This is a genomic window from Bacillus rugosus (genome assembly GCF_023238245.1).
GTDB classification, from domain to species: Bacteria; Bacillota; Bacilli; order Bacillales; family Bacillaceae; genus Bacillus; species Bacillus rugosus.
Window position 1 is genome coordinate 1,369,589 of sequence record NZ_CP096590.1, and the last position, 22,568, is coordinate 1,392,156.

Below are 22,568 nucleotides of genomic sequence, written 5' to 3' on the forward strand. Positions count from 1 at the left end.
AGAGATGTAAATGGTAAACATTATTCAAGACTTTATTCCAGTCGGTGCAAATAATCGTCCAGGCTACGCAATGACGCCGCTTTACATTACGGTGCACAATACAGCGAATACCGCAGTAGGAGCGGATGCCGAGGCTCATGCCCGTTATTTGAAAAATCCAGATACGGCGACAAGCTGGCATTTTACAGTTGATGATACAGAAATTTATCAGCATCTGCCTTTAAATGAAAACGGCTGGCATGCGGGAGACGGGAACGGCAGCGGCAACCGGGCTTCTATCGGAATTGAAATTTGTGAAAATGCAGATGGAGATTTTGCGCAAGCAACAGTAAATGCCCAGTGGCTCATCAAAACATTAATGGCTGAACACAATATCAGCCTCGCCAATGTCGTCCCTCATAAGTATTGGTCTGGGAAGGAATGTCCGCGCAGACTGTTGGATACGTGGGACATATTTAAAGCAGGAATTGGGGGAGGCGGCAGCCAAACTTACGTTGTGAAACAAGGTGACACGCTTACATCCATAGCAAGAGCGTTTGGTGTTACTGTTGCTCAACTGCAAGAGTGGAACAATATCGAAGATCCGGATGTCATTCAGGTCGGTCAAGTATTAATTGTAAGTGCGCCATCTTACGCTGAAGAACCAGAACTCTATCCGCTTCCCGACGGCATTATCAAACTGACAACTCCTTACACCTCAGGAGAACACGTCTTTCAGGTGCAAAGAGCATTGGCCGCTCTGTATTTTTATCCTGATAAAGGCGCTGTCAACAATGGAATAGACGGCATTTACGGACCGAAAACAGCTGATGCAGTTGCGCGTTTTCAGTCCGTTAACGGTCTACCCGCAGACGGTATTTACGGGCCTGCGACTAAAGCGAAAATCGCAGCGCAATTAAGCTGACGAAAAATCCCGGAGAAACTCCGGGATTTATTTTTTCTTCTTCAATTTTTTTAAAATCCCTGCACTCCGCTCCCTCACCCGGAGCGAATATACGGAAAGACCAAACCTTCCGTAATCAACAAACTTCACACGCCTCACCAATTTTTTCACTATATCACCTGACAATATCCTCTGTTTGTTTTATTATATGTACCCCTTATTAGAAAAGGAATAAGGACAAGAGCTGTTTTCTCTTGTCCTTTTAGTGTGATCATGCTTTTTTTCGTTTATACTCGTCAATCAGCCGTTCGTTTTCTTTGAAGATTCTTGCTGTATGCGGACTGACTTGATAGCTTGCGACACTGGTAGTTGAACGTTTTTTCAGGATTTTAAACGGCTTCGCCGCTCGGGGCTCGCATCCGTTTTGAAATGCGCGTTCCATTATCCTTCACCTTCCTCCTCAATTGGCAGCACCAAATCATATATGCTCGTTAATGATGTGAATAGCAAATAATCAAATTCCGTGACTATGCTGTCAGACGTCAGCTTGATGACGTAACTCTGTGTCTCGATGGTAAAAGGGATGAGAACCACTTTTCCGTATTGGTCGTAATAAACATCCTTTCGATCAAGCCGAGTTTGCACGTCTGCCGGATCGTCCATATGCTCGGTTAACCGGTCTTTATCAGCCTGTGTCGAATAGTGACAGAGGGAGGCGGTTAAGCTCATTTTATCGGCATAGGTTTTCAGCAGTTTATCAATACCTTCAGCATATGCTTCTATACTTCCATAATAAACGTGGATCGGTTCGTTTTTCAATAGGTATTGGTATGTTTTCAGCCGATTGAGATACATGTGGAGCATTTCGTTATTTTCCTCGAGGATTTCTCTTGTGTCTGTTTCCAGTTCGCTGCCGGCCAGTTTTTTGACGTATGCGCTTAAGAAGATGAAAGCATCAATTAAAGCGAAACTGACGGCGACAATGAGATACCGTTCCCAGTGAGTAAACAGGGAAGAGGAATCATATGTCCAGTATATCATAGCACCCAGAACAAACAGCAAATACCATGTTTTCCGGATGGCGGACATTTTTTCTTTGACCTTCGCTTCGAAACGCCACGTGGCATACACGTATAAGCCCAATCCGGCCATGATGCACCAGACCATGATCTGAAAGAATAAAAGCATACATCAATCCCTCACATCTGAAATAGGTTCTTCTTATTGTATTCGCGAGGTACGGCTGGTTTTCCTGTTCCATCAAAAAAACCGCTCCTTTGACAGAAGCGGTGTAACATTAAAAAATCATATTTAAAATAAAGTAGGCGATGGCACCAAGTGTCGCTGAAATCGGAAGCGTGATGACCCATGTAATGAGCATTCGCTTGGCCGTACCCCAGTTTACGCCTTTTACCCGGTGTGACGCACCGACGCCAAGGATTGATGAAGAAATGACGTGGGTTGTACTGACCGGCAAATGAATAAATGTAGCACCGAAAATAATAGCTGCACCGGTTAAGTCAGCAGAAACACCGTTTACCGGACGAATTTTCATGATCTTTCCGCCAACGGTTTTGATGATTTTCCAGCCGCCGATTGATGTTCCGAGACCCATGGCTGTCGCGCAGGCGAATTGCACCCAGGTTGGAATATCGTTAGAAGAAGTATGTAAATTCGCTGTGATGAGAGCCATTGTGATAATTCCCATTGCTTTTTGCGCATCATTTGTTCCATGTGTATACGATTGCAGAGCAGCTGTTACAATCTGCACTCTGCGGAATTGCTTGTTCGTTTTCGCCAAATTGCTGTCTTTAAAAATCAGCTTGACAATGCTGTAAAGAATAAACCCAAGGACAAAGGCAATAATTGGTGAAAAGATCAGTGCTTCAATGATTTTAATGAATCCCTTATAATTTAACGCAGCAAATCCGGCTGACGCAATGGCGGCACCGGCAATAGCTCCGATAATGGCATGGGATGAGCTGCTTGGGATGCCGTAGTACCATGTGATCAGGTTCCAGGCAATCGCAGCGATTAACGCAGCCAAAATTACGACAGAGCCATTTTCTAATGTATAAGGGTCTACAATGTCTTTCGTAATGGTTTTAGCAACACCTGTAAATGTCATTGCTCCGATAAAGTTCATCACAGCTGCCATTATAATAGCATGGCGCGGTTTCAGCGCTTTTGTCGATACCGAAGTTGCAATTGCGTTCGCCGTATCGTGAAACCCGTTGATGAAATCAAACGCCAGAGCACAAATGACTATTAGTATCGTTAATATGAATAGAATATCCATTTTTACCCCTCGTTACGCGTTTTTCATAATGATGGTTTCAAGATTATTGGCAACACTTTGGCAAGAGTCGGCAATTTCTTCAAGCGTTTCGTAAATTTCACGATATTGAATCACTTTGATCGGATCTGTTTCATTTCCGAAAAGATTCTTTAATGATTTTCTGTGCAGGTTGTCACAGCTGTGCTCATACTCTTTAATTTTGATTGCGTGAGGCTGAATATCCTTTAAGCGGTTTTCTGCCAGCAGCTCAATTGTAATTAAAATTTCTTTGGCACATTCTCTGATGTATCCGCTGAATTTATCGATATGCTCGTCTGATGAAGTAATCGAGAAAATCTCCATCATGGCAGAGAAATGTTCGATTCCGTCAAGCACATCATCCAGGCTGTTTGTCAGCTGAAGGATATCTTCGCGTTCAATAGGAGTGATGAACGCTTTGTTAAGCTCTTTAATCATGACATGAACATGATTGTCACCTTTTGTTTCATATTCCTTTAATGTATCAGCGAATTCTTTAAGCGTCGTTTGGTTTGTGACCTTAAAGTTCACAAAATATTCGGCAGTTTCGTCTATATTTTTTGCGATTTCTGTTAAAAGGAGTGAGAACTTATCTTTTTTTCTTCTTATCATTAAAAACCCTCCATAGTTTGAATGAGACAATGCACACATCAAATTATTATATAGCCTTTTGTCGAAAAAAAACAGGTAAAGTCGAAAAAAACACGGCTTGACTTTTTCGGCAAATCATGTCCACTTATTTTGACCTACTTCGGTTCAAAAAAACGACTCAAGTTTGCAAAACCTTTCTGCTTAACGTAAAAAGTATATCAAAAGTTGTGTTTTTCCTGTCAACTTTTATCTTCTGTTTCACCAAAAAACGGTTCCCTAAACAAGGGAACCGTTTTATCAGCTTGCTTTTCGTTTTTTCATCCCATAATAAACAGGCAGTCCGGCAAGGCCGATGAGGATGGATAATCCGCAGCTCAGTGTATCTGTGATGAGTGTGCTGCCTAACACAAAGAGTGAGCCTGCGATGGCCAAAATCGGCATGAATGGGTAAAGCGGAACACTGTAGGCGCGCTTTTCTCCCTTTGTTTGCTTGCGGAGGATAAACACCGCAAAAAAGGCCATCACATAAAAAATGTAGATCATGAAAATAGAGATTTCAGAGAGCTTATCAGGGTTGCTGATCAGCATCATAATCAAAGACACGGCAATTTGGAAGGATATCGCAATCCATGGTGTGCGGAACGTCGGGTGCACATGTGACAGTTTTTCAGCAAATGGAAGCTGTTTGCGTTCCGCCATCGCAAATGACACACGCGGAAAAGAAAGGACCTTTCCGTTTAAGCAGCCGAAGATGCTGACAATAATCCCGACACTGATCAGCTTTCCGCCAATTGACCCGAACAGCATGGTGGCAGCAGTGCTTGTCGCATTTTCGCCAAGTGTGACAATTTCGTTCGCAGACAGGATGTGAAGCAATGCAAAATTAATGAAAATATAGATGGCTGTTACGATTAATAATCCGCCCGTCATTGCACGTGGCAGCAGCTTTTCGGGGTTTTTCATTTCTCCGCCGAGTGCGGCCAGAAGAATCCATCCGTCGTAAGCAAACAACGTAGCCAAAATGGCTGCCCCGAAGTTCATATCGGAAATGCTTTCGTTTACTGCTGTGAAGATGTGCTGATCGCCTTTCCAAAGGCCAAAGATGATGATGCATGCAATCGGAATCAGCTTTCCGATCGTCGTCAGCGTTTGGACAAAGCCGCCGTATTTTGTACCGATAATATTAATGACGCATAAAAAGAGAACTGCTATAATTCCAATTACTTTTGATAGTCCAGATCCCCAGTCGAAAAGATTCGCCATTAAAGATCCAAAATATAAACCCAGCGCACCGATAATCGCCGGACCGTAAATGATAATCTGTACCCAGCCGCACAAAAATCCCCAAAACTCGCCATACACTTCTTCAAGGTACGTATAGAGTCCGCCGGTTTTTGGAATCTGCGTTCCGATTTCCGCGATTGTCAAGCCGCCTGCCAATGTTAAAATACCGCCTAACAGCCAGGCGAAAAGTGCTGTCTTTGAATCACCTGAATAAGCGAGCACAGCTCCAGGCTTCATAAAAACACCTGAACCGATAATGGTTCCGATGACAAGAGTAAGGGCAAACAAGAGGCCTATCTCTTTTTTCAAACCGTTGTCTTCAGTATGCATGTCCTTAACCTCCTATAATATTGCAGCTTCAAAATGAAGAATCTATTTTTCATATTGTAAACCCTATTTTAGAAAAGTGAAATAAAATAAATTTTCTGATTTTCGATATTTGCTTTGTGTTGATTGATAAACCTGTGAAAAGACCTAATTTAATAAGTGATAAACGAATGAATGTGTGACTTTACACTTGGAAAGTTCGTGTTTTTCAAGCGGGTTTTAACCGAAAAAGAGGATGTGATGAGAACCCAGCAAAATAACGAACCTTCGTCGAAGCTGATATGTTGACTTTCCCATGCGAATAAAATACCTTGTAATTAGAACAATAAATATACAACTATGATATAATATCTCGAAATCGAGATAAAATGACCTGGAGGGACAGTATATGAAAGTCAACGGGATTCACCACGTGTCAGCATTAACGGCCGACGCACAAAAAAACTTAGATTTCTATAAGAAAGTATTAGGATTAAAGCTCGTCAAAAAATCCGTCAACCAGGATGAACCGACAATGTACCATCTGTTCTACGGAGATGAAGTGGCAAATCCGGGAACTGAGCTGACGTTTTTCGAGATCCCCCGCATTGCACCGTTTCATGCAGGAACAAACAGTATTTCTTCTATTGGTTTGCGCGTTCCAAGCACAGAAGCCCTGCATTACTGGAAAGAACGTTTTGAAGAGCATGAGGTGGAGCATAGCGGCATCGTCCAAAGAGCCGGACGTGACATATTGGCATTCCAAGATCATGAAGGACAGCGCCTTGTGCTGACTGCTGATGAGAAAGGAAAAGGCTATGGTCTGCCTGTTAAACAGAGCGGCATTCCGGAAGAATTTTCGTTTCGCGGATTAGGGCCGGTTGAGCTGACTGTTCCATACGCTGAACCAACCTTACACGTATTGACGAACATTCTTGGATTTACAGAAATCAGCCGTGAAACAGTCGAAGGACAAGGAACTGCCGTCATTTTGGAATCTGGAGAAGGTGGTGCGGCAACGGAAATCCATTTAATAGAAAGAAACGATCTTCCTCGCGAGCGTCAAGGCAAAGGAAGTGTTCACCATGTTGCGTTTCGGGTAAGAGATGAAGAAGAACTTGCCGGGTGGCACCAGATCATCAGCCGGGAAGGCTATAGCAATTCCGGCATCGTTGAACGCTACTACTTCAAAGCACTGTATTTCAGAGAGCCGAACGGCATTTTGTTCGAATTATCAACAGACGGACCGGGCTTTATGGTTGATGAAAACCTTGATGAGCTTGGCCAGACAATCGCTCTTCCGCCATACCTTGAGCATCGAAGAGCTGAGATTGAAGCAAAATTGAAACCGATACATTAAATTGTGATTGATTTGCCTTCCGGCGCTGCCGGAAGGCTTTTTTATGATCATAATAAATTTTGACATAGATAGAATGGATTGTTGGGGAGGAAATATCAGCTACCGATTGGGAGAAATGGCTTAAAACCCGTTGTATATATGGACGATTGGCATGAAATGGTCTCGGCAAAAATATTGTCTTTGTTTATTAATAGTTTATTCATATTTGCTTGTTACACTATTTCAAAGTTAGACAAAAAGGAGTGAAAAACAAGTGGAAAAGAAAAAACGCGAGCTGGATATCGTCCTCATCCTCATTTTGCTCGCATCTGCATTTTTAAATATCTATAACATTTGGAAGGACGACACGGTGAATCCTTATTACACCGCGGCAGTTACCAGTATGATGCAAAGCTTTCATAATTTCTTTTATGCTTCGTTCGATGCTGCCGGTTTTATAACAGTTGATAAACCGCCTATTACGTACCAAATCCAAACGATCAGCGCATTGATTTTTGGTATGCATGGGTGGAGCGTCATTCTGCCTCAGGCATTAGCAGGTGTAGGTTCAGTCCTGCTTATGTACTTGCTGATTAAGCCGACATTCGGAAAAACAGCGGCGCGCATTGCCTCATTTGTTATGGCATGTACACCGATTGCTGTAGCTGTAGCACGTACAAACAATGTTGATGCATTACTGGTATTTTTCTTATTACTTGCCACATGGCTTCTCTTTAAAGCCATCAGAAAAGGAAAGCTGATCTGGCTGTTAGCAGCATTTTTCATCGTTGGAGTAGGTTTCAATACAAAAATGCTGCAAGCTTATATGATTTTACCGGCCTTCTTATTGTTCTATCTGATTGCGGCAAACGCCACAATAAAGAAAAAAATCATTTCCTTGGTAAGTGCTTTAGCCGTATTAGCAGCCGTTTCATTATCATGGCCACTCATTGTTGACAATATCCCTGCAAGCAAGCGGCCTTATATCGGAAGCAGCCAGACAAACTCTGTTTTGGAATTGGCTTTCGGCTATAACGGGATTCAGCGGCTGACAGGCCAAAATTCCGGCGGCGGTCAGGGCGGACCAAACGGAGACGCTTCAAAAGAAATGTCTTCCTCAGATAACAGTTCAACACAAAATCAAGCACCGCCTAATCAGTCATCAAGCAGCAGTTCATCAAGTAATGACAAATCATCAAATGGCAATATGACGGCACCTCCATCAAATGGTCAAATGCCAAGCGGCGGTCAAGTCGGCCCTCCAAGTGACGGCCCTGGCGGCCCTGGCGGAGACGGAGGGAAAAGCGGTACAGGAACCGGCTCGAAAATGCAATCAGGTTCAGGAATGTTCGGAACGGGAACACCTGGTCCGCTGCGGCTTTTCCAACAAGAATTATCTGATCAAATCAGCTGGCTAATACCATTTGCGATTTTTGGAATTGCAGGCTTACTGATCGCAGGCGCGAGAGAAAGAAGAAGATTATCTGCAGAGCAGAAGGAAACGGTGTTCTGGGTTGCATGGCTTGTACCGATTGCCGGATTCTTCAGTGTCGCAGAATTTTTCCATCATTATTATCTCATTATGCTGGCACCGCCGATTGCCGCTCTTGTCGGTGCGGGATGGGTTGCCCTTGTTCACCTGTACCGCAATCAGACAGGCTGGAAATCCTGGCTTCTGCCGGCAACGATTATTGCGACAACAGGGTTTGAATTGTTTATTCTCAGAAACTACAACGATCAAATCGGAGCAGGCTGGAGCATCGGTGTAGGTGTTATCGGCGTGGTGTCAGCGATTGCTTTGCTGCTGTTCAAACAGCGCCAAAAACCGATCAGTTATTATGTATCACTTGCAGCTCTTCTCGCATTGCTCGTGATGCCGATTTATTGGGCAAGCACACCGCTTCTGTACGGGGGCAACAGCTCACAGCCTGAAACAGGTCCTCAGCTCGCATCCATGAGCGGAAAAGGCATGGGAATGTCTGATGCAACTGTAAATGAAAAACTGATCAAATATTTAGAGGAGAATAACGCTGGAGCTGAATACCTATTCGCCACAACCGACTCGAACACAGCGGCGCCATATATTATTAATACGAAAAAAGCTGTCATGGCTATTGGCGGGTTCAGCGGATCTGACCCGGCTATCACGCTGACTCAATTCAAAAAGCTTGTAAAAGAAGGGAAAGTGAAATACTTCTTGGCTTCTGGAATGGGAAGAGGCGGAAACAATGACATTGTTGAATGGGTTGAGAAAAACGGGAAAGAAGTGTCTTCAGATAAATGGCAATCAAGTTCTAATCAACAATCATCATCTGATCAGAAAACAGAAAATACTGATTCGGCTGATACATCAAGCAATAGCGAGTCTTCAGGCGAAAACAGCCAAATGGGCGGCGGACCTGGCGGAATGAATCAGTCAGCTACATTATACGAACTAAATGCTGATGAATAGGAGGAAAAAACATGAGCAGACATATTCAATATTCAGTTGTTGTACCCGTGTATAACGAAGAGCTTGTCATTCATGAAACCTATCAGCGCTTAAAAGAGGTCATGGATCAAACGAAGGAAAACTACGAGCTGCTTTTTGTCAATGATGGAAGCAAAGATCGCAGTATTGAGATTTTAAGAGAACACAGCCTGATCGATCCGAGAGTGAAAATCATTGATTTTTCAAGGAACTTTGGGCACCAGATCGCCATTACAGCGGGGATGGATTACGCACAGGGGAATGCAATCGTCGTCATTGACGCCGATTTGCAGGACCCTCCTGAACTAATTTTAGATATGATTGAAAAGTGGAAGGAAGGCTACGAGGTCGTGTACGCCGTACGGACAAAACGAAAAGGGGAAACATTTTTCAAAAAACAAACTGCGGCTATGTTTTACCGGCTTCTCAGCAGCATGACCGATATTGATATCCCGATTGATACGGGGGATTTCCGCCTCATGGACAGAAAAGTCTGTGATGAAATGAAGAGATTAAAAGAAAAAAATCCTTTTGTCAGAGGGCTCGTCAGCTGGGTGGGCTTCAAACAGACAGCGGTCGAGTACGTACGTGATGAAAGGCTTGCCGGAGAAACAAAGTACCCGCTGAAGAAAATGCTGAAGCTTTCAATGGATGGCATCACGACATTTTCACACAAACCGCTGAAGCTGGCAAGCTACGCGGGGATGTTAATGTCAGGTGCGGGATTTCTGTATATGTTTATCGTGCTGTATCTGAAGCTATTCACAGACAGCACGATTACGGGCTGGTCATCCCTTATTGTAATCCAGCTTCTGTTCAGCGGCATCGTTCTTCTAATTCTCGGCATGATCGGCGAATATATCGGCAGAATCTACGATGAAGCTAAAGACAGGCCGCTTTACATCGTGCAGAAATCGTATGGAATTGAAAATAAAAGACTCTATAGAGACCAGCATATGTCATAACCTGAAACCCCTGTCTGTAACGGACAGGGGTTTTTTTATATTCTGCGCGGTGATCAAAGGAAAAGATGCTGATCGATTTATGGATATAGGAGATTGTGAACTTGCACTGCAGTTCAGGCATGCTGAAATAAAAAAGGCAGAGCCTAAAAGCTTTCGTCTTAGGCTTTGCTGCATGTCAGCTGTTATATTGAGGGGCTTTTAACAAACGCATGATTAGAGCCGTACCAGTTATGTTTAATAGAATACTGGCACCCATTATAACTCCCCACACCAATGTTGATTCAGGAAGTAGAAAGCTCAGCAGCAGAAAAGCCAATCCTGCGCAGATCATGCTCAATCCCACGGTTTTCATGTTCAACCCTCCTTCTCAAACGGTGCCTCAAGTATCAGATTAGAGTGATGTCAGTCTGTATGATATACGAATGTCTCGGCAGAAAGTTTCATAAAGAAACAGGTCTTTTGTCCACTAAAAAGCCTCAGACCGCTTTTTCGGTCTGAGGCTTTATTTTCTTAAGAAGTGGTTTCTTCTTTTTGATCGAGTTTAATTTTTTTCGTCATTTCTTTGCCGTTTCTGAGAATTTTCACTTCAACAGTGTCACCGATGTTTGCGTCTTTATATAAGATATTGCGCAATTCACTGCCTGTATCGATTTCTTTGCCCTTCAGGCTGATGATAATATCCTCCGCTTTCAATCCAGCCTTTTCAGCAGGAGAGCCGGAAGCGACCTCGCGGATGTAAACACCCTTATTCAGCTGATTGCCGAACAGGCCCAGTGTGCCTTCTTGGTAGTTTTGCGGCACTTGTGCTAAATCAAGCATGCTGACACCGATATACGGGCGTTCAATTTGACCTTTAGAAAGCAATTCTTCTGCAATCGGTTTTACGTCATTGCTTGGAATTGCAAATCCGATGCCCTCAACATCATCTTCACTGATTTTCATGCTGTTAATGCCGACAATTTTTCCGGAAGTATTTAACAATGGACCGCCGCTGTTACCTGGGTTAATCGCTGCGTCAGTTTGAATCACGTTAATGCTTGTTTGACCGGCTGATGTTGACATTGAAACCGTTCTGTCCACACCACTTACAATTCCCTGTGTTACTGTGCGGGACAGATCTTTTCCGAGCGGATCTCCAATCGCAATGACGGTCTCGCCTGTTCTGAGATCAGATGAATTACCGAAGCTTGCCACTTTTGTTACGTGGTCATCACTGATTTGAAGGACCGCTAAATCCGTTAACGAGTCACTGCCTACCAGCTTTGCTGTCACCTCAGTGCCGTCATATAAAGATACCTTCAGTGAAGATGCCCCTTCTACAACGTGGTTATTCGTAATGATATAAGCCTTGCCGTTCTCTTTTTTGAAAATGACACCAGATCCTGAACCGCTTTCTGTATCTTCGCTTGAACCAGATGAACTAGAGCCGAACAAAGAGCTGTTTGACTGAGCCTGAAGATTTGTAATACCGACAATCGCCGGTGAAATGTTTTCCACCATATCTGAGATTTTAGAAGAATCCTCGCTCTTGAATGCAGATGAGCTGCTTGAGCTTGACGAGCTTTTGCCAGATTCAGAGGACGTGCTTTTAGCTGTAACCGATTGCGTTTGCTGCTGGCTGGATGATTGTTTTGCAGTGTCCTGAGAATCATGGTCGCCAAGTGGTGTAAACGTGTAAATGCCAAGGGCGAGACTGCCGCCGATCACACCGCCAAGCAGCGGTCTGAACCATCCGAACCCTCGTTTTTTCTTCTCCTGATCATGAATGACATTGCGGGCTGAGTAGGAGGTGCTATCGTTCTCTTTTGCTAGAAAGACCTCACTCTCATTACCTTCCGTTCTGTTTTCGTCTCGATAGTTATCCATCATGTTCACTCCGTTTCTCTATTTTCACTAATTTCTATTTGATTATGATAGGTTTATGACTTGAGTTTATCATAAACAAAAACTGTGGGATAAAAATGAAAAGATTATGGGAAATTGTGAAAAAGTGCGGAAAACGGTACACTTCATATTGTATACGAAAGGACTGAGTTGATGGTACAGATTGGATTGATTGGATATGGCAGCATGGCCGATATGATCGCCAGGCAGCTGTTGAAGCATGAACAAATCAAGGAGCATGAGCTCTTTATTGAAACAAGAACGAAGGGGGAGCGGCTGCAGGCGCTGATGTCAGATTATCCAAATGTATCAGCTGATTCGCTCGAGAACTGGGTGAAAACGTGCCGTTTGATGTTTATATGTGTCCCGCCGCTAAATGTTATTGAAACACTGCGCCGTCTGCACCCGTATGTGAACAGGAATACGCATATCGTATCCATTGCCGCCGGTGTGCCGCTGCGTCTTTTGGAGGCTGAAACGGAAGCTGGTATATCACGTTTCATTCCTGCCATTACATCCGAAGCAGAAGCGGGCATCTCGCTTGTCGTTCACAGTGAAGCGCTGACAGCAGATAAAAAAGAACGTCTGAATGAACTGTTATCGGTTTTCAGCCGTGTACGGGAAATCCAAGAATCGAATTTGGATGCCGCCAGCAATTTAACGAGCTCGGCACCTGGCTTCATAGCAGCAGTCTTCGAAGAACTGGCGCTGTCTGCGGTCAGAAACAGCAGCCTGTCCAAAGAAGAAGCCTTTGATTTTCTGATTCATTCACTATACGGAACTGGCAAGCTGCTGATCGAAAAGAAGATGTCTTTCGAGGAAACGCTGGAACGTGTCGCGACGAAAGGCGGAATTACCGGAGAGGGAGCTGAGGTGATACGCGCTTCTGTGCCGGACGTTTTTGATGAGGTGTTTGAAAGAACCTTGAAAAAATATGAACTGCTTACAGAACAAACAGAGAAACAGACCTGAATCCTTGAAAGAGGATTCTTTTTTTATCATTGAATCGTTGTGATTTTCTCCAGCTATATTGCATTTTTCCTCTTTTTTTAATATAATTTGTTAGAATATTCATAATTTAGTAAAAAAGGAGGAGCGTTATGAAATTGTACATGTCAGTAGATATGGAAGGTATTTCGGGTCTTCCGGACGATACCTTTGTGGATTCCGGCAAGCGCAATTATGAACGCGGACGGCTTATCATGACTGAAGAAGCAAATTACTGTATTGCCGAAGCATTTAACAGCGGGTGTACCGAGGTGCTGGTCAATGACAGCCATTCGAAGATGAATAATCTAATGGTTGAAAAGCTTCACCCTGAAGCCGATTTGATTTCCGGTGACGTCAAACCATTTTCAATGGTAGAGGGGCTGGACGATACGTTTACAGGCGCTTTGTTTCTCGGTTATCATGCGAGAGCCTCGACTCCCGGTGTGATGTCACACAGCATGATTTTCGGCGTCCGGCATTTTTACATAAACGATCGGCCTGTCGGTGAGCTTGGGTTAAATGCATACGTTGCCGGTTATTATGAGGTCCCGGTATTAATGGTAGCCGGAGATGACCGGGCGGCGAAGGAAGCAGAAGAGCTCATTCCGAATATTACGACAGCAGCTGTCAAACAAACCATTTCAAGATCAGCAGTGAAGTGCTTGTCACCTGCGAAAGCCGGCCGGCTGCTGACAGAAAAAACCGCATTTGCCCTGCAAAACAAGGACAAAGTCAAACCGCTCACACCGCCTGACAGACCGGTTCTGAGCATTGAGTTCGCCAATTACGGCCAGGCAGAATGGGCGAATCTGATGCCGGGAACTGAAATAAAGCCGGGAACCACAACCGTTCAATTTCAGGCGAAGGACATGCTTGAAGCCTATCGGGCGATGCTTGTCATGACTGAGCTTGCGATGCGGACATCATTCTGCTAAAGGGGTGTTGAGGCTTTGGCGCGATACATGATGAAGCGTTTTTGGGCAATGGCAGCTACGATTTTGGTAATTACCACTCTGACTTTTGTTCTCATGAAGGTCATTCCCGGATCTCCTTTTAACGAGGAGAGAGGCACAAATGAAGCCGTTCAAAAAAATCTCGAAGCCTACTATCACTTAGACGATCCTCTCATTTTCCAATACATCATCTACCTAAAATCCATCATTACATTCGATTTCGGACCTTCAATTAAAAAACCGTCAGACAGCGTAAATGATATGCTGGAACGCGGATTTCCCGTTTCCTTTGAGCTTGGAATGACAGCGATTGTCATTGCCGTGATCTCTGGGCTCGTGCTGGGCGTAATCGCGGCGCTCCGCCGCAATGGCTTTTTGGACTACGCTGCGATGAGTCTCGCGGTACTCGGCATCTCCATCCCGAATTTTATTCTGGCAACATTGCTGATTCAGCAGTTTGCCGTCAATCTCAAACTATTTCCCGCTGCCACATGGACGAGCCCGATCCATATGGTGCTTCCGACCGCAGCGCTTGCCGTAGGGCCGATGGCAATTATTGCAAGGCTCACAAGGTCAAGCATGGTCGAAGTCCTGACACAGGATTATATCCGCACAGCAAAAGCAAAAGGGCTTTCTCCGTTCAAAATTATCGTAAAACACGCACTCAGAAATGCACTCATGCCCGTCATTACTGTACTGGGCACACTCGTTGCCAGCATCTTAACAGGAAGCTTTGTCATTGAAAAAATCTTTGCTATTCCGGGAATGGGAAAATATTTTGTTGAAAGCATTAATCAGCGGGACTATCCCGTGATTATGGGAACGACCGTTTTCTACAGCGTCATTCTGATCATCATGCTGTTTTTGGTCGATTTGGCCTATGGTCTGCTGGACCCGCGCATTAAACTGCATAAGAAAGGGTGAAGCGTGTGAATCTCCCTGTACAAACGGATGAACGCCAGCCAGAGCAGCACATTCAGGTGCCGGATGAGTGGTTTGCCTCGAACAAGGAAAACAATCGAGAAGCCGATTCGGTCAAGCGGCCGAGTTTGTCATACACGCAGGATGCCTGGAGGAGGCTGAAGAAAAATAAATTAGCGATGGCTGGACTTTTTATTCTTTTATTTCTTTTTGTCATGGCAGTTATCGGTCCCTTTTTATCGCCCCATAGTGTCGCGCGCCAATCGCTGACCGAGCAAAATCTTCCGCCCTCAGCCGATCATTGGTTTGGCACCGATGAGCTCGGCCGGGATGTGTTTACCCGAACATGGTATGGAGCGAGGATTTCGTTATTTGTCGGAGTGATGGCAGCGTTAATTGATTTTGTGATCGGTGTCATTTATGGAGGCGTTGCCGGCTATAAAGGCGGCAGGACTGACAGCATCATGATGCGGATTATCGAAGTGCTGTATGGGCTGCCGTATCTCCTTGTTGTCATTTTGCTGATGGTGCTGATGGGGCCGGGACTGGGGACCATTGTTGTGGCGCTGACTGTGACCGGATGGGTCGGCATGGCGAGAATTGTAAGAGGCCAGGTGCTTCAGATTAAAAATTATGAATATGTACTCGCTTCGAAAACCTTTGGTGCGAAAACCTTTCGCATTATCCGGAAAAATCTGCTGCCGAATGCAATGGGAGCGATTATCGTACAAATGACATTAACCGTACCTGCCGCTATATTCGCAGAATCATTTTTAAGCTTCCTTGGCCTCGGCATACAGGCTCCGTTTGCCAGCTGGGGTGTGATGGCGAATGACGGTCTGCCAACGATTTTGTCTGGGCATTGGTGGCGCCTGTTTTTTCCGGCCTTTTTCATCTCCTTGACGATGTATGCGTTTAATGTGCTTGGAGACGGATTGCAGGATGCCCTCGACCCTAAGCTGAGGAGGTAGCTGTATGGAAAAAGTTCTGTCAGTCAAAAATCTGCACGTTTCTTTTACGACTTACGGCGGGACGGTTCAGGCGGTCAGAGGGGTGAGCTTTGATTTGTATCAAGGTGAAACCTTTGCAATCGTCGGCGAATCCGGCTGCGGCAAAAGCGTTACCTCTCAAAGCATCATGGGCTTGCTTCCGCCCTATTCGGCGAAAGTGACGGACGGCAGCATCCTATTTAAAAACAAAGACCTTTGCCGTCTCTCTGACAAAGCAATGAGAAGCATAAGGGGAGCCGACATTTCTATGATTTTTCAAGACCCGATGACGGCGTTAAACCCGACGCTGACTGTCGGAGACCAGCTGGGGGAAGCGCTCCTCCGCCATAAAAACATGAGCAAAAAGGCGGCGAGGGAAGAGGTGCTTTCCATGCTGTCATTGGTCGGCATTCCCGATCCCGAAGAGCGTCTGAAGCAGTATCCCCACCAGTTCAGCGGCGGCATGAGACAGCGGATTGTCATTGCGATGGCACTGATTTGCGAGCCTGATATTTTAATCGCAGATGAACCGACCACCGCTCTTGACGTGACCATTCAGGCACAGATTTTGGAGCTGTTTAAAGAGATTCAGAGAAAAACGAATGTGTCTGTCATCCTGATTACACACGATTTAGGGGTCGTTGCCCAGGTTGCTGACAGAGTCGCAGTTATGTATGCCGGGAAAATGGCGGAGATCGGCACGAGAAAAGATATTTTTTATCAGCCGCAGCACCCTTATACAAAAGGGCTGCTGAACTCTGTCCCGCGGTTGGATATGGATGGCGCGGAGCTGATTCCGATTGACGGAACGCCGCCGGATTTATTTTCACCTCCGCCAGGCTGCCCGTTTGCCGCCCGCTGTCCGAACAGGATGATCGTGTGTGACAGGGTATACCCGGCCCAGACCATCAGATCTGACACGCACACCGTCAACTGCTGGCTGCAAGATCAACGGGCCGAACATGCGATGCTGTCGGGAGGTGCGAAGGATTGATCATGAAAAGGGGGAAGAGGATGAAACGAGTAAAAAAGCTATGGGGTGTGGGCCTTGCATTAGGACTTTCATTTGCGCTGATGGGATGTACAGCAAACGAACAAGCTGGAAAAGAAAGCGGTAATGATAAGGCAAAAACAAGCGGGGAAAAGGTGCTGTATTTAAATAACGAAAATGAACCGACTTCGTTCGATCCCCCGATCGGTTTTAATAATGTGTCGTGGCAGCCGTTAAATAACATCATGGAAGGGCTGACGCGTCTTGGCAAAGAGAATGAGCCCGAGCCTGCAATGGCGGAAAAGTGGTCTGTATCAAAAGATAAAAAAACCTACACATTTACGATTCGGGAAAATGCGAAATGGACCAACGGAGATCCGGTAACGGCTGGAGACTTTGAATACGCGTGGAAACGGATGCTTGATCCGAAAAAAGGCGCTTCATCTGCGTTTCTCGGCTATTTTATTGAAGGCGGCGAAGCGTATAACAGCGGGAAAGGAAAAAAAGACGATGTGAAGGTGACGGCAAAGGATGATCGAACCCTTGAAGTAACGCTTGAAGCACCGCAAAAATATTTTCTCAGCGTCGTGTCCAATCCAGCGTATTTTCCAGTAAACGAAAAGGTTGATAAAGAAAATCCAAAGTGGTTTGCTGAGGCCGATACATTTGTCGGGAACGGTCCGTTTAAGCTGACGGAATGGAAGCATGATGACAGCATCACAATGGAGAAAAGCGACACGTATTGGGATAAAGATACCGTGAAGCTTGATAAGGTGAAATGGGCGATGGTCAGTGACAGAAATACAGATTACCAGATGTTTCAGTCTGGGGAACTGGATACCGCTTATGTCCCTGCTGAGTTAAGCGATCAGCTGCTGGATCAGGACAACGTCAGCATTGTTGACCAGGCCGGCCTCTATTTCTACCGATTTAATGTGAACATGGAGCCGTTCCAAAATGAAAACATCAGAAAAGCCTTTGCGATGGCTGTCGATCAAGAGGAAATTGTAAAGTACGTCACGAAAAATAACGAAAAACCGGCGCACGCCTTTGTATCGCCTGGATTTACGCAGCCTGACGGCAAGGATTTCCGTGAAGCGGGCGGAGACCTGGTCACGCCAAATGAAAGCAAAGCGAAGCAGCTGCTGGAAAAGGGCATGAAGGAAGAAAACTATGATAAACTTCCTGCGATTACTCTTACTTACAGCACAAAGCCGGAGCATAAAAAGATTGCCGAGGCGATCCAGCAAAAATTGAAAAATACTCTTGGAGTCGATGTGAAGCTGGCCAATATGGAATGGAATGTATTTTTAGAGGATCAAAAAGCGCTGAAATTCCAATTCTCTCAAAGCTCATTTTTGCCTGACTACGCGGACCCTATCAGTTTTCTCGAAGCCTTCCAAACAGGAAATTCGATGAACCGCACAGGCTGGGCCAATAAAGAATACGATCAGCTGATCAAGCAGGCGAAACATGAAGCCGATGAAAAAACGCGTTTCTCCCTAATGCATCAAGCGGAAAAGCTGCTGATCAATGAAGCGCCGATCATTCCGGTTTATTTCTATAATCAGGTCAACCTGCAAAACGAAAATGTAAAGGGGATCGTCCGGCATCCTGTCGGCTATATCGATTTAAAATGGGCAGATAAAAACTAACGCTGGCGATTGAGAAAATACTGCTTCTTTATGCGAGGGAGCGGTATTTTTTCTCTTTCTTGCACGTATACGTAGGGTGCAGAGCAAATGAAAGGAGTGATTCAGTTGAATCACAAGCCGAAAGCGCTGAAAAAGGGTGACACAGTCGGAGTGATCGCGCCTGCAAGCCCGCCGGATCCAAAAAAGCTTGACACCGCGCTTTTATTTTTAAAAGAGCTCGGACTTCAGGTGAAATTGGGCAAGGCACTAAAAAACCAGCACGGCTATTTAGCGGGACAGGATGATGAGCGGCTGGCTGATCTGCATGAGATGTTCATAGCCGAGGAGGTAAAAGCAGTGCTGTGCGCTTGCGGGGGTTTTGGGACAGGACGTATCGCCGCCGGCATTGATTTCAGCTTAATCCGCAAACATCCTAAAATCTTCTGGGGATACAGCGATATTACGTTTTTACATACTGCCATCCATCAAAACACAGGTCTTGTCACCTTCCATGGCCCGATGCTCAGTTCAGATATTGGCCTCGACGACGTTCATCCACTGACAAAAGCGTCGTATGAGCAGCTCTTTCAAGAGACGGAATTCACATATACAGAGAACCTTTCTCCGCTGACCGTGCTTGTTCCCGGAAAAGCGGAAGGTGAGCTTGTCGGAGGAAATCTCTCTTTACTGACATCTACGCTGGGTACACCGTTTGAAATTGATACGAGAGGGAAGCTTCTGTTTATTGAAGATATAGACGAGGAGCCGTATCAAATCGATCGGATGCTGAATCAGCTGAAAATGGCAGGGAAACTGACTGACGCAGCCGGAATTCTTGTTTGTGATTTTCACAACTGTGTCCCGGTGAAGAGGGAGAAATCTCTGTCGCTTGAGCAGGTGCTTGATGACTATATTGTATCAGCAGGCAAGCCTGCTCTGAGAGGATTTAAAATCGGCCACTGCTCACCGAGTTTCGCCATTCCGATCGGTGCGCAAGCTGCAATGAATACAGCACAAAAAACAGTCGTCATCGAGGCGGGCGTTTCAGAAGGGGCGCTGAAGACATGAAAATCACTCGAATAGAAACAAACCGAATCGCCGTACCGCTGACAAAGCCGTTTAAAACCGCGCTACGCACTGTGCATACGGCTGAATCTGTCATTGTAAGGATCACTTATGACAGCGGCGCGATCGGATGGGGGGAAGCGCCTCCGACGATAGTGATTACAGGAGACAGCATGGATAGCATTGAAAGTGCAATTCACAATGTCTTGAAGCCGGCACTGCTTGGAAAAAGCCTGTCTGGCTGTGAGGCCATTCTGCACGACATCCAGCATCTCCTTACAGGAAACCAGAGTGCTAAGGCGGCTGTAGAAATGGCGGTATACGACGGCTGGGCGCAGATGTGCGGACTCCCGCTTTATCAAATGCTCGGCGGATACCGAGATACGCTGGAAACAGATTATACCGTCAGTGTCAACTCACCTGAAGAGATGGCAGCGGATGCCGAGAATTATCTCAAACAAGGCTTTCAAACGCTGAAAATAAAGGTCGGCAAAGATGATATCACAACAGATATCGCCCGTATTCAGGAAATTAGAAAACGTGTCGGATCAGCCGTGAAACTTCGATTAGACGCTAATCAGGGGTGGACGCCAAAGGAAGCAGTAACAGCCATTCGGAAAATGGAGGATGCCGGTCTTGGCATTGAGCTGGTCGAGCAGCCTGTCCATAAAGATGATATCGCTGGGCTTAAAAAGGTGACAGATGCGACAGACACACCGATTATGGCCGACGAAAGTGTGTTCACGCCGCGGCAGGCGTTCGACGTTCTTCAAACCCGGAGCGCTGACTTGATCAATATTAAGTTGATGAAAGCGGGCGGCATCAGCGGAGCAGAGAAAATCAATGCCATGGCAGAGGCGTGCGGAGTGGAGTGCATGGTCGGCAGCATGATCGAAACGAAGCTGGGCATTACGGCCGCGGCGCATTTTGCGGCAAGCAAAAGAAACATCACACGCTTTGATTTTGACGCGCCGCTGATGCTGAAAACAGATGTCATCAAAGGCGGCATCACATACAGCGGCAGCACGATTGCGATGCCTGGAAGACCGGGTCTCGGAATCACCGGAGCTGCGCTTTTGAAAGGGGCAAAAGAGCTATGATGCACACTGTCATATCAGCAGTCGCTAACATCTGGACAGCGCCTGATTCACCTCGACCATCTGATCAAGCGATGCTTCGTCCTACCGTATTGATCAGAGACTGGCTGGAGCGCATGACGTATGATGAGCGGCTTGGATTATGTACAGACAATGTGATCCAAACTCAGGGTCTCTTTGGCGAAAAGGTACTGGTGACGGCAGAACAGGGTGAATGGGTTTCAGTGATCGTGCCGAGCCAGCCATCCCGAAAGGATCCGCGCGGATATCCGGGATGGATGAAAAAGAACCAGCTGAAAAAAACAAGTCCCATCCATACACAAAACGATATCATGATCAGCAAACCAGCTGCATTTTTGTACAGAAGCAATGGAGAAAAAGAGATTGAACTGAGCTTTTTGACGGTTCTCCCCCTCATTGCAGAAGAAAACGGATATTTTAAGGTTTCGACTGTTTTTGGGGAACGGTTTGTGAAGCAAACTGATGCAGTGCCTGTCCGCGAACAGAAAGGGACTGCTGAAGACATCATACAAACGGGAGCGTTTTTTCTCGGGCTTCCTTACCTGTGGGGAGGGATCAGCGGGTTTGGATTTGATTGCTCTGGGTTTATGTACAGTATATTTAAGGCCAATGGATACCGCATCCCCCGTGATGCAGGAGATCAGGCAAAGGCGGGGGAGGAAATCCCACTTGATGATATGAAAGCCGGTGACCTGTTGTTTTTTGCTTATGAGGAAGGAAAAGGAGCAATTCATCACGTCGGTCTGTCCATAGGAGACGGAAAAATGCTTCATTCTCCTAAGACAGGGAAATCGATCGAAATCATCACGCTGAAAAATACAGAATATGAAAAAGAGCTTTGTGCGGCACGCCGCTGTTTTTCAGAATGAGGAGGGAGACACATGACACCACTGCTAGAGGTCAGCCAGCTGAAAATGCATTTTGACGCAGGGAAAAAGCGGACAGTCAAAGCCGTCGACGGGGTCACCTTTCAGATTCATGAAGGAGAAACATTTGGGCTAGTCGGTGAATCAGGGTGCGGGAAATCAACCTTAGGGAGGGTGCTGATGCGCCTTTATCAACCGACAGAAGGGATTGTGAAATACCGCGGCACCAACCTTCATGCACTGAGTGAGAAAGAGCAGTTTGCCTTCAACCGCAAGCTGCAGATGATTTTTCAGGACCCTTATGCTTCGCTTAATCCGCGCATGACCGTTCGAGAAATCATTTTGGAGCCGATGGAAATTCACCACCTTTACAATACCCATAAAGCGCGGCTTCTCGTCGTGGACGAGCTGCTTGAGGCGGTGGGGCTTCACCCCGATTTTGGCAGCCGTTATCCCCATGAATTCAGCGGCGGACAAAGACAGCGAATTGGGATTGCCAGAGCACTTTCGCTGAATCCTAAATTTATCGTGGCAGACGAACCGATTTCTGCACTTGATGTCTCGGTTCAAGCGCAGGTGGTCAACCTGCTGAAGCGGCTTCAAAAAGAGAAAGGGCTCACGTTTTTATTTATTGCCCATGATCTATCGATGGTGAAGCATATCAGTGACAGGATCGGTGTTATGTACTTAGGGCACATGATGGAAATTACAGAGAGCGGAACACTGTATCGTGAACCGCTGCATCCCTATACAAAGGCGCTTTTATCCTCGATTCCGATTCCAGATCCTGAATTGGAGGACAAGCGTGAGCGCATCCTTTTAAAAGGGGAGCTGCCGAGCCCGGTCAATCCGCCGAGCGGCTGCGTGTTTCGGACCCGCTGTCCGGAGGCGATGCCTGAATGTGGGGAGTCCCGTCCTCAGCTTCAGGAAATCGAAGCGGGCCGATTTGTCGCCTGTCATTTGTATCGTAATGCTGAGACGACAGAAAAGGTGAGATAATCA

General features: G+C 45.9%; 23 protein-coding genes. 15 read left to right on the plus strand and 8 right to left on the minus strand.

Annotated elements, in window-relative coordinates; genetic code table 11:
- Positions 1–10 precede the first annotated feature (10 nt).
- Positions 11–904, plus strand: coding sequence for an N-acetylmuramoyl-L-alanine amidase (locus tag M0696_RS07010; protein ID WP_166853519.1), 894 nt, complete (start codon positions 11–13; stop codon positions 902–904).
- Between the two features lie 27 nt (positions 905–931).
- Here the strand turns inward: M0696_RS07010 and spoIISC are convergent, their stop codons facing one another.
- The 6 genes from spoIISC to steT form a co-directional block, all read right to left on the minus strand.
- Positions 932–1,069, minus strand: a complete 138-nt coding sequence (gene spoIISC, locus M0696_RS07015) for a three component toxin-antitoxin-antitoxin system antitoxin SpoIISC (RefSeq protein WP_248602642.1) — start codon at positions 1,067–1,069, stop codon at positions 932–934.
- An 85-nt stretch (positions 1,070–1,154) separates the two neighbouring features.
- Entirely contained in the window at positions 1,155–1,325 is a 171-nt protein-coding gene (gene spoIISB / locus M0696_RS07020; RefSeq protein ID WP_003239095.1) for a three component toxin-antitoxin-antitoxin system antitoxin SpoIISB, read from the minus strand.
- A complete protein-coding gene (gene spoIISA, locus M0696_RS07025) occupies positions 1,325–2,071 on the minus strand; it encodes a toxin-antitoxin-antitoxin system toxin SpoIISA (RefSeq protein ID WP_248602643.1) in 747 nt (248 codons plus the stop codon). Before spoIISA ends, spoIISB begins: the two co-directional genes overlap by 1 nt.
- 109 nt (positions 2,072–2,180) lie before the next feature.
- Positions 2,181–3,182, minus strand: a complete 1,002-nt coding sequence (locus tag M0696_RS07030; RefSeq protein ID WP_166853516.1) for an inorganic phosphate transporter — start codon at positions 3,180–3,182, stop codon at positions 2,181–2,183.
- Between the two features lie 12 nt (positions 3,183–3,194).
- Positions 3,195–3,812, minus strand: a complete 618-nt coding sequence (locus M0696_RS07035; protein WP_003218470.1) for a DUF47 domain-containing protein — start codon at positions 3,810–3,812, stop codon at positions 3,195–3,197.
- A gap of 276 nt (positions 3,813–4,088) precedes the next feature.
- Positions 4,089–5,405, minus strand: coding sequence for a serine/threonine exchanger (gene steT / locus M0696_RS07040; RefSeq protein WP_248602644.1), 1,317 nt, complete (start codon positions 5,403–5,405; stop codon positions 4,089–4,091).
- A 385-nt stretch (positions 5,406–5,790) separates the two neighbouring features.
- Here steT and M0696_RS07045 point away from each other — a divergent pair, with 385 nt between their 5' ends.
- From M0696_RS07045 to M0696_RS07060, 4 genes are all read left to right on the plus strand, one after another.
- A complete protein-coding gene (locus tag M0696_RS07045) occupies positions 5,791–6,741 on the plus strand; it encodes a ring-cleaving dioxygenase (RefSeq protein ID WP_222142669.1) in 951 nt (316 codons plus the stop codon).
- 105 nt (positions 6,742–6,846) lie between these two features.
- The gene (locus M0696_RS07050) at positions 6,847–6,987 is read left to right on the plus strand and encodes a hypothetical protein (RefSeq protein ID WP_373923671.1); all 141 of its coding nucleotides are present in this window, start codon (positions 6,847–6,849) and stop codon (positions 6,985–6,987) included.
- A 7-nt stretch (positions 6,988–6,994) separates the two neighbouring features.
- A complete protein-coding gene (locus M0696_RS07055) occupies positions 6,995–9,172 on the plus strand; it encodes a glycosyltransferase family 39 protein (RefSeq protein WP_248602646.1) in 2,178 nt (725 codons plus the stop codon).
- Positions 9,173–9,183: 11 nt separating this feature from the next.
- Positions 9,184–10,155 carry a glycosyltransferase family 2 protein gene (locus M0696_RS07060; protein WP_166853510.1) on the plus strand — a complete coding sequence of 324 codons (972 nt, stop codon included), beginning with the start codon at positions 9,184–9,186 and terminating at the stop codon, positions 10,153–10,155.
- Between the two features lie 175 nt (positions 10,156–10,330).
- Here the strand turns inward: M0696_RS07060 and M0696_RS07065 are convergent, their stop codons facing one another.
- Together M0696_RS07065 and htrA are read right to left on the minus strand one after the other, a co-directional pair.
- Positions 10,331–10,507 (minus strand): hypothetical protein, encoded by a 177-nt coding sequence (locus tag M0696_RS07065; protein WP_222142671.1) that lies wholly within the window; start codon positions 10,505–10,507, stop codon positions 10,331–10,333.
- Between the two features lie 158 nt (positions 10,508–10,665).
- Positions 10,666–12,021 carry a serine protease HtrA gene (gene htrA / locus M0696_RS07070; protein WP_222142672.1) on the minus strand — a complete coding sequence of 452 codons (1,356 nt, stop codon included), beginning with the start codon at positions 12,019–12,021 and terminating at the stop codon, positions 10,666–10,668.
- Between the two features lie 171 nt (positions 12,022–12,192).
- Between htrA and proG the strand changes: the two genes are divergently transcribed.
- From proG to M0696_RS07120, 10 genes are all read left to right on the plus strand, one after another.
- Positions 12,193–13,011: a pyrroline-5-carboxylate reductase ProG gene (gene proG / locus M0696_RS07075; protein WP_222142673.1), complete on the plus strand. Its 819-nt coding sequence runs from the start codon at positions 12,193–12,195 to the stop codon at positions 13,009–13,011.
- 128 nt (positions 13,012–13,139) lie between these two features.
- Entirely contained in the window at positions 13,140–13,964 is an 825-nt protein-coding gene (gene dppA / locus M0696_RS07080) for a D-aminopeptidase DppA (protein WP_248602647.1), read from the plus strand.
- A 15-nt stretch (positions 13,965–13,979) separates the two neighbouring features.
- The gene (gene dppB / locus M0696_RS07085) at positions 13,980–14,906 is read left to right on the plus strand and encodes a dipeptide ABC transporter permease DppB (RefSeq protein ID WP_003239083.1); all 927 of its coding nucleotides are present in this window, start codon (positions 13,980–13,982) and stop codon (positions 14,904–14,906) included.
- Between the two features lie 5 nt (positions 14,907–14,911).
- Positions 14,912–15,874 carry a dipeptide ABC transporter permease DppC gene (gene dppC, locus M0696_RS07090; RefSeq protein ID WP_222142675.1) on the plus strand — a complete coding sequence of 321 codons (963 nt, stop codon included), beginning with the start codon at positions 14,912–14,914 and terminating at the stop codon, positions 15,872–15,874.
- Positions 15,875–15,878: 4 nt separating this feature from the next.
- Complete coding sequence (gene dppD / locus M0696_RS07095; RefSeq protein ID WP_166853500.1) at positions 15,879–16,886, plus strand: dipeptide ABC transporter ATP-binding subunit DppD; 1,008 nt, start codon at positions 15,879–15,881, stop codon at positions 16,884–16,886.
- Positions 16,887–16,888: 2 nt separating this feature from the next.
- Positions 16,889–18,538: a dipeptide ABC transporter substrate-binding protein DppE gene (gene dppE, locus M0696_RS07100; RefSeq protein ID WP_222142939.1), complete on the plus strand. Its 1,650-nt coding sequence runs from the start codon at positions 16,889–16,891 to the stop codon at positions 18,536–18,538.
- Between the two features lie 87 nt (positions 18,539–18,625).
- Positions 18,626–19,585 (plus strand): S66 peptidase family protein, encoded by a 960-nt coding sequence (locus M0696_RS07105; RefSeq protein ID WP_222142676.1) that lies wholly within the window; start codon positions 18,626–18,628, stop codon positions 19,583–19,585.
- A complete protein-coding gene (ykfB, locus tag M0696_RS07110; protein ID WP_222142677.1) occupies positions 19,582–20,682 on the plus strand; it encodes a dipeptide epimerase in 1,101 nt (366 codons plus the stop codon). The genes M0696_RS07105 and ykfB overlap by 4 nt, the downstream gene beginning before the upstream one ends.
- Entirely contained in the window at positions 20,679–21,569 is an 891-nt protein-coding gene (gene eepC, locus M0696_RS07115) for a gamma-D-glutamyl-L-lysine dipeptidyl-peptidase (protein WP_248602648.1), read from the plus strand. Before ykfB ends, eepC begins: the two co-directional genes overlap by 4 nt.
- 12 nt (positions 21,570–21,581) lie before the next feature.
- Complete coding sequence (locus M0696_RS07120; protein WP_248602649.1) at positions 21,582–22,565, plus strand: ABC transporter ATP-binding protein; 984 nt, start codon at positions 21,582–21,584, stop codon at positions 22,563–22,565.
- Positions 22,566–22,568: the final 3 nt, after the last annotated feature.